This is a genomic window from Halochromatium glycolicum (genome assembly GCF_016584085.1).
Lineage (GTDB): Bacteria > Pseudomonadota > Gammaproteobacteria > Chromatiales > Chromatiaceae > Lamprobacter > Lamprobacter glycolicus.
In genome coordinates, this window is the sequence record NZ_NRSJ01000084.1 from 1 (window position 1) to 6,180 (window position 6,180).

8 protein-coding genes and 1 pseudogene are annotated in these 6,180 nt (G+C 66.0%); all 9 read left to right on the top strand.

The window, feature by feature from the left end; translation table 11 throughout:
• On the top strand, positions 1 to 346 hold a 346-nt coding region (locus tag CKO40_RS23165), incomplete at its 5' end, for a group II intron maturase-specific domain-containing protein (RefSeq protein ID WP_200348824.1).
• 122 nt (positions 347 to 468) lie between these two features.
• Positions 469 to 603, top strand: a complete 135-nt coding sequence (locus CKO40_RS24745; RefSeq protein WP_242477292.1) for an SEC-C metal-binding domain-containing protein — start codon at positions 469 to 471, stop codon at positions 601 to 603.
• Between the two features lie 102 nt (positions 604 to 705).
• Positions 706 to 1,374: a tellurite resistance TerB family protein gene (locus CKO40_RS23175; RefSeq protein WP_200348825.1), complete on the top strand. Its 669-nt coding sequence runs from the start codon at positions 706 to 708 to the stop codon at positions 1,372 to 1,374.
• A 96-nt stretch (positions 1,375 to 1,470) separates the two neighbouring features.
• Positions 1,471 to 2,184, top strand: coding sequence for an ion channel (locus tag CKO40_RS23180; protein ID WP_200348826.1), 714 nt, complete (start codon positions 1,471 to 1,473; stop codon positions 2,182 to 2,184).
• Positions 2,185 to 2,351: 167 nt separating this feature from the next.
• A complete protein-coding gene (locus tag CKO40_RS23185; RefSeq protein ID WP_207173826.1) occupies positions 2,352 to 2,564 on the top strand; it encodes a hypothetical protein in 213 nt (70 codons plus the stop codon).
• Between the two features lie 144 nt (positions 2,565 to 2,708).
• Positions 2,709 to 3,368, top strand: coding sequence for a 5,6-dimethylbenzimidazole synthase (gene bluB / locus CKO40_RS23190; RefSeq protein ID WP_200348828.1), 660 nt, complete (start codon positions 2,709 to 2,711; stop codon positions 3,366 to 3,368).
• A 287-nt stretch (positions 3,369 to 3,655) separates the two neighbouring features.
• Positions 3,656 to 4,363: a LexA family protein gene (locus tag CKO40_RS23195; protein ID WP_200348829.1), complete on the top strand. Its 708-nt coding sequence runs from the start codon at positions 3,656 to 3,658 to the stop codon at positions 4,361 to 4,363.
• Between the two features lie 925 nt (positions 4,364 to 5,288).
• Positions 5,289 to 5,564 (top strand): annotated as a pseudogene (locus CKO40_RS25540) (type I restriction-modification system subunit M N-terminal domain-containing protein); the annotation flags it as partial.
• A 143-nt stretch (positions 5,565 to 5,707) separates the two neighbouring features.
• Positions 5,708 to 6,088 carry an N-6 DNA methylase gene (locus tag CKO40_RS25545; protein WP_242477293.1) on the top strand — a complete coding sequence of 127 codons (381 nt, stop codon included), beginning with the start codon at positions 5,708 to 5,710 and terminating at the stop codon, positions 6,086 to 6,088.
• The last annotated feature ends 92 nt before the right edge of the window (positions 6,089 to 6,180 follow it).

The following is a 6,180-nucleotide window of genomic DNA, read 5'->3' on the forward strand; positions in this document are numbered from 1 at the left end:
GATGGCGTACCGGCTCAAGAAACTCTCCGAATACGTCCGTGGTTGGATGGGCTACTTCGGCATCTCGGACTACTACCGGCCGATTCCCGAGCTGGACCACTGGCTGCGGCGGCGCATCCGCATGTGCGACTGGAAACAGTGGCGCGGGGTGCGCAATCGCATTCGCCAGTTGCTGGCCCTGGGGTCGTCGAAGCGTGCCGCGATCTGGACGGGCATGAGCTCCAAGAGCGACTGGCATCTGTCCCGCTCGCTGGGCACGCAAACCGGGATGACCAATGACTGGCTGAAAGGCCAGGGCTTGATCAGCATTCGCGATCAGTGGATGAAAGCGCATGGCTATGCCTAAAGCGTCGTGTGCTCCCTTCTTGTGAATCGCCTAGTGCGGACCCGCATGCTAGGTGGTGTGGGGAGGGCGGGCTAAACACCCGCCCTTACCCGATTGGTTTCGAGCCGGACAAGCCCGTCGACATGTCCGATCTGGAGCAGATGCTCAACCCACCTGTGCCGATCACATCGACCAAGGTCGGGCGCAACGACCCCTGCCCCTGCGGCAGCGGGAAGAAGTACAAGAAGTGCTGTGGTTCCGGCGCGCTTCCGGCGTAGCGGCAGCGCGGCCCGCCTGGTGCGTGGGCGCTCCCCGCGCAGCCCGGCAAACCCAGCGCCGGTACCATGCTCACGTCCACCCAACCCGCTGGAGTCCCCTCCATGATCGATCCCAAACGCCTCCTCGATGAACTGGCCGGCAGTGGTGCCGCGGGCGGCTTCGCCGGCGGGGCCGCGGGCAGTGTGCTCGGCAGTCTGCTCACCGGCAAGTCGGGCAAGAAGGCGCGGAAGTTCGCCGGCTCCGCGGCCAAGCTTGGTGGCGCCGCCCTGGTCGGCGGGCTCGCCTACAAGGCCTGGCAGTCGTACCAGCAGGGCCAACAGACGGCGCCGGCGGGGCCGCCGGCCACACCCCCGGTCGAGCCGCCTCCGGCCGGCAGCGCCTTCCTGCCCGCACCGGATGAGTCCGAGCAGAACCAGGCGCTGAGCCTGCTGCTGTCGCGGGCGATGATCGCCGCGGCCAAGGCCGACGGGCAGATCGATGTGCAGGAGAGCCAGACGCTCCTCAACCGCATCAACGGCCTCGACCTGCCGGCCGAGGACAAGGCGTTCCTGTTCGAGGAATACGGCCGTCCGCTCGACATCCAGGGCCTCGCCGCCGCCGTCGACTCGCCCGAGCACGCCGCCGAGGTCTATACCGCCTCGCTGCTGATGGTCGATCCACCCTCGCCGCCCGAGCGGATCTATCTCGACAGCCTGGCGCAGGCGCTGCAGCTCGAGGCCGGGCTGGTCGCGCAGATCCAGCAGGCGGTGGCCGCTAGCCGCGACGCGTGAGCAGGAACAGCACCGGCGCGCGTTCGCGCGCGCCCGGATGGTCACCAGCGCCGCTGTTACCCTCCGCGATGGGTCGAGATAGGAGGGATCGAACCGATGGCGAACATGCCCACCACGACGAAGCGCAGCGGCCGCTATTTCGTGCTGCTCTTCAGCTACATGATGGCGCAGCTGGCCATCCTGCCGGTGTTCGAGGCCAATGAAGCCTTGGGGTCGGTCAGCGATCTCGTCTATGTGGTCATCGTCTTCTATGTCGCCTATGCCATCAGGCACGGCAAGCTATTCTGGGCGACCGCGAGCTTCTTCGTCCTGACCCTGGTCTGTTACGGTGCGCTGGTGTTTTATCCGCACGCGCAAGAGCTGTTCATCGCCCTAAACTTCGTCGCCGGTGCCTTCCTGGTCACCGTCATCATCAGTCTCGTTACCTTCATACTGAAGGAGGAGCGCGTCACACTCGCCGGCGTACTCGGCGGACTTTGCGTCTATCTGCTCATCGGTTCCGCCTTCACCGTTGCCTACATCAATGTCGAGCTGCTCGTGCCGGGCTCCTTCGATTTCGGTGTGCACGGCTCGCAGCCAGATGTCCTGCAGCTCTATGACCTGCTCTACTTCTACAGCTTCGTCTCTCTGCTGACGATCGGCTACGGCGATATCATCCCGCTGTCGAATCTCGCACAGTCCCTATCCGTCCTCGAGGGGGTGATCGGCCAGTTCTATCTGGTCTTCTATATGGCGGTCCTGGTGGGCATGTACGTGTACGGCCGGCAGGCGGACGCGGCCGATGCCGGCGACGCGGGAAAGACCGATTGATTGACCACCGGTCGGCCATTCGCTGCGCTGTTGGGCTAGGGCGCAATCGTCCGATCCTCTACTTCAGGAATTCGTTTTTGCAATGGCGATACCCTTTTCGCTCGTACGCTATCAGGATGCCGTGCTGCAGCTCTCCAAGGCGTATGCGCTCGCCTCCGCCACCCATGATGGCCAATCTCCTGATCGCCCTCAACGGGCTGCTGGTCTTGGTCCCGCTCGCGGTCTTTGTCCATCTCAAGGCCGCCCAGGGCGCGTTCGACGGACTCTTCTATGGCGCACAGGTCATCGAGCTGATTGCCGGTGCGGCCAATCTTTGGCTGATCGGGTTGAATGCGCGTGACGGCCTGCGCTTGCGATCCCTGTCGCCAACAGCGGCCTGAGACGTGACTTGGTCACCGTGCGCACAAGCGCAACGACCGCGCGTGGGCTCAGGCCGAGCACGCGGTTGAGTCCGCTAGCCGAACCCGTCGCGAGCGGCTAGAGTGGCCGACCCGACCGCGACTGGAGCCAACTCGAATCTGCCCATGTCCGACCATGCGTTTTCCGAGGCCGACCGCGCGGCCGTCTATAAGGCCATCGTCAGCCGACGCGACGTGCGCCGCGAATTCCTTCCCGATCCGATCCCAGAGGCCGTGCTCAAGCGCATCCTCAGCGCCGCCCATCACGCGCCGAGCGTCGGCTTTATGCAGCCCTGGGATTTCATCCTGGTCAAGGACCTCGGCATCCGCCGGCAGATCAAGGCCGCGTTCGAGCAGGCGCATGCCGAGGCGGCCGCGCAGTTCTCGGGCGCACAGCGCGCGACCTACCGCGGCCTCAAGCTCGAGGGCATCCTCGAGGCGCCGCTCGGGATCTGCGTCACCTGCGATCGCGCCCGCCATGGCCCGGTGGTGATCGGCCGCACGCAAAACCCGGAGATGGACCTCTACAGCAGCGTCTGCGCGGTGCAGAACCTATGGCTCGCCGCGCGGGTCGAGGGCCTCGGTGTCGGCTGGGTCAGCATCATCGACCATACCGCGCTGGCCGAGCTGCTCGGCTTGCCGCAGACGGTGCAGCCGATCGCCTATCTCTGTGTGGGCTATGTCGCGTTCTTTCGCGAGCGCCCGGAACTCGAGGACGCGGGCTGGCTCGCGCGCACCGACCTCACAACCTTGATCCATCACGATCGCTGGGGCCAGCGCGAGTGAACCCGCGAGCGGCGCGTGCTCACCGACTCCGCCCACCCGTCGTCAACACGGGCCGATGATCCGACCCCTGCCAGCGATCGCCCTTCCCCGGCGGCCTGGTCGCACCCGAGGGCGACCGGCCACCGGGTCAAAGCCCTCGGCCCAGCCCGCTGTCGCGTCAGCTTCCTGATTCCCGGTTAGACGCCGTTCTACCGGCCGGTCTGCCGGGCGGCGTTACGGCGGCTCAACGAGCGTGCCTCGAATCAGCCGCCCGGCTAGCGCGCCCTCTGCCTGCTATCCTGAGAGCGATGGCTCAATCCGACGACGCTCAGCCCCAACGGCCAATCCGCTACCCCCGCGCGCGCCTCTCGCCCGCGAAGGACGAGCTGATGATCCTGACCATCCCGCGCGCCGAGGTCGAGGCCGGCGACATCGCGCCCGTCGCCCAGCAGCTCGGCTTCCTCAGCGAGAGCGCCGAGATGGCCGAGCGCTGGGAAGGCCGCATCGGCTTCGTCTTCGACGGCTGGGAGGACGATGCGCGTGAGACCGCCGAGATCCCGGCCATCCGCGCCTATTTCGGCGACCTCGCGGCCGTCTGGCCTTACTGGCTGCACTTCAGCGAGAAGGTCGGCGACACCCTTCCGCATGTGCTGCGGCTCTGCTGCCGCGGGCGGATCGAAGAGGTCGGCGATGGCCCAGACTGGGTGCAGGTGCCCGAGCGCCTCACCGAGCGCGCGCAATTCGCGCTGCGGGTGCGCGGCGACTCGATGACCGAGGACCAGATCGAGGACGGCGACCTGATCCTGATCGCACGCCAGACCAGCGCCGCCAATGGCGAGATCGTCGTCGCGCTGATCGACGGCGAGGCCGCCACCCTCAAGCGCCTCTATCACGAAGGCGCCACGGTGCGCCTGCAGCCGGCCAACGCCGCGATGGCACCGCTGCAGTTTCCGGCCGAGGCCGTGCAGCTGATCGGCGTCGTCACCGGCGTCTTGCGCGGGGCCGCTCAGCCGTAACCCCGCAGCCGTACGAGCCGACCGGAGCCTCAGGCGCCGCCGCCCCCAATCAGGATCGTCAAACGATTCACAGCCCTTGTGGATAATCCTGTCGATCCGTTGCAGATAGGTGCCGCAAGTGGCTGGTTGCACAAAGGCTTGCGAGCCGCCTCCTTACCCTGGTCAATCACGAACCGCTAATTACAATCAACCACTTAGCGATCTGGGTGCGACGGGCCGAGAACGCGCGGACGATTTTCTGTCAAGCCCCAGGTTATCCACCGCTGCTGTGGATAAGCCTGTGCACAGCCCGAGGGGAATCGGCGCCGAACCCTTGCCATGATTACGATCTCGTGACCCGTCGGCCAGATCGGTCGACGATTGAACAGGGGCAGCGATTCTTCGCCGCCGTTGGCCGCTGTCGCAGCGGCCGCCGCGAATTCGACGGTGTTGCCCGCCTGCGCGTGTCGCCTCGCTTCTTGACCACCCGCGCCGAGCCCATCAAAACACCGCATCGGCGCCTCGTGACGCAGGCTGAGCGACTGAAGCGCACGCGCCATCCACCGCGCCAATCGCCGAGGCGAGCAATAGCCATCGCCCCGAGGCGAAACTATAGCCATTCCCCCTTGGATCGCCGGACTGAAAGCGCCGGAACAGTCAGCACCGATGGGCTCAGCCTGTCCGGAAACCAGGGCGGGTGACTATAGGCAAGCGGGCGATGAAATATTACCCTCAGTCATACGGGCTGGTCATCACTCGACCACACGTTGAGCGTACGGCCAATGCCGCAACGCGTTGCGCGCCCGATTCAGGCCAAGGGACAAAGGACGACAGCAGGACGGCCGCCTCGATGGCCAAGATCCCCAAGAAGAAGACCGACACCAACGGCGCCAACCTCGGCTTCGAGGCCCAGCTCTGGCTCACCGCCGACAAGCTGCGCGGCAACATGGAGCCGTCCAACTACAAGCACGTCGCGCTCGGGCTGATCTTCCTCAAGCACATCTCCGATAGCTTCGAGGCCAAGCGCGCCGAACTACTCGACGACTACCCCGACGGCGCCGAAGACCCGGACGAGTACCGCGCCGAGAACGTCTTCTGGGTGCCCCAGGCCGCGCGCTGGTCGCACCTGCAGGACACCGCCAAGCAGCCCGGCATCGGCCAGCGCATCGACGAGGCCATGCTCGCCATCGAGGCCGAGAACCCGAGCCTCAAGGGCGTGCTGCCCAAGGGATACGCCCGCCCGCAGCTGAGCACCACCATGCTCGGCGAGCTGATCGACCTGATCTCCGGCATCGCCCTCGGCGCCGAGCAAGGCCAGGCGCGCGACCTGCTCGGCCGCGTCTACGAATACTTCCTCGGTGCACCCTGTTCACAAAGAGGGCCAGCACCGAAGGCAAGCGCGGCGGCGAGTTCTACACTCGGCGCTCGGTGGTGCGGGTGCTGGTCGAGCTGCTCGAGCCCTTCCCGAACCCCAAGCTCGGCATCCAGGGCCGCGTCTACGACCCCTGCTGCGGCTCCGGCGGCATGTTCGTGCAGGCCGAGCGCTTCCTCGCCGCGCACGGCGGGCGCATCAGCGACATCGCCGTCTATGGCCAGGAGAGCAACTACACCACCTGGCGGCTGTGCAAGATGAACCTCGCCGTGCGCGGCATCGACGCCGACATCCGCTGGAACGCCGAAGGCAGCTTTCACAAGGACGAGCTACCGGACCCAGCAATTCCCGCCATCCTCGGAGATGGCAGCTGACAAGACACGGAGACCGGCATTGAAGATCTCTGGACGCATGGACGCCTCGCTGCAGAGCAACGCTTTGATGAAGCTGGCTTGTTCTCCCCTCA

Bases quoted from the DNA above. Each gene is read 5' to 3' on its own strand.
- CKO40_RS24745 (WP_242477292.1), top strand. From the start codon at position 469: ATGTCCGATCTGGAGCAGATGCTCAACCCACCTGTGCCGATCACATCG.
- CKO40_RS23175 (WP_200348825.1), top strand. From the start codon at position 706: ATGATCGATCCCAAACGCCTCCTCGATGAACTGGCCGGCAGTGGTGCC.
- CKO40_RS23180 (WP_200348826.1), top strand. From the start codon at position 1,471: ATGGCGAACATGCCCACCACGACGAAGCGCAGCGGCCGCTATTTCGTG.
- CKO40_RS23185 (WP_207173826.1), top strand. From the start codon at position 2,352: ATGGCCAATCTCCTGATCGCCCTCAACGGGCTGCTGGTCTTGGTCCCG.
- bluB (WP_200348828.1), top strand. From the start codon at position 2,709: ATGTCCGACCATGCGTTTTCCGAGGCCGACCGCGCGGCCGTCTATAAG.
- CKO40_RS23195 (WP_200348829.1), top strand. From the start codon at position 3,656: ATGGCTCAATCCGACGACGCTCAGCCCCAACGGCCAATCCGCTACCCC.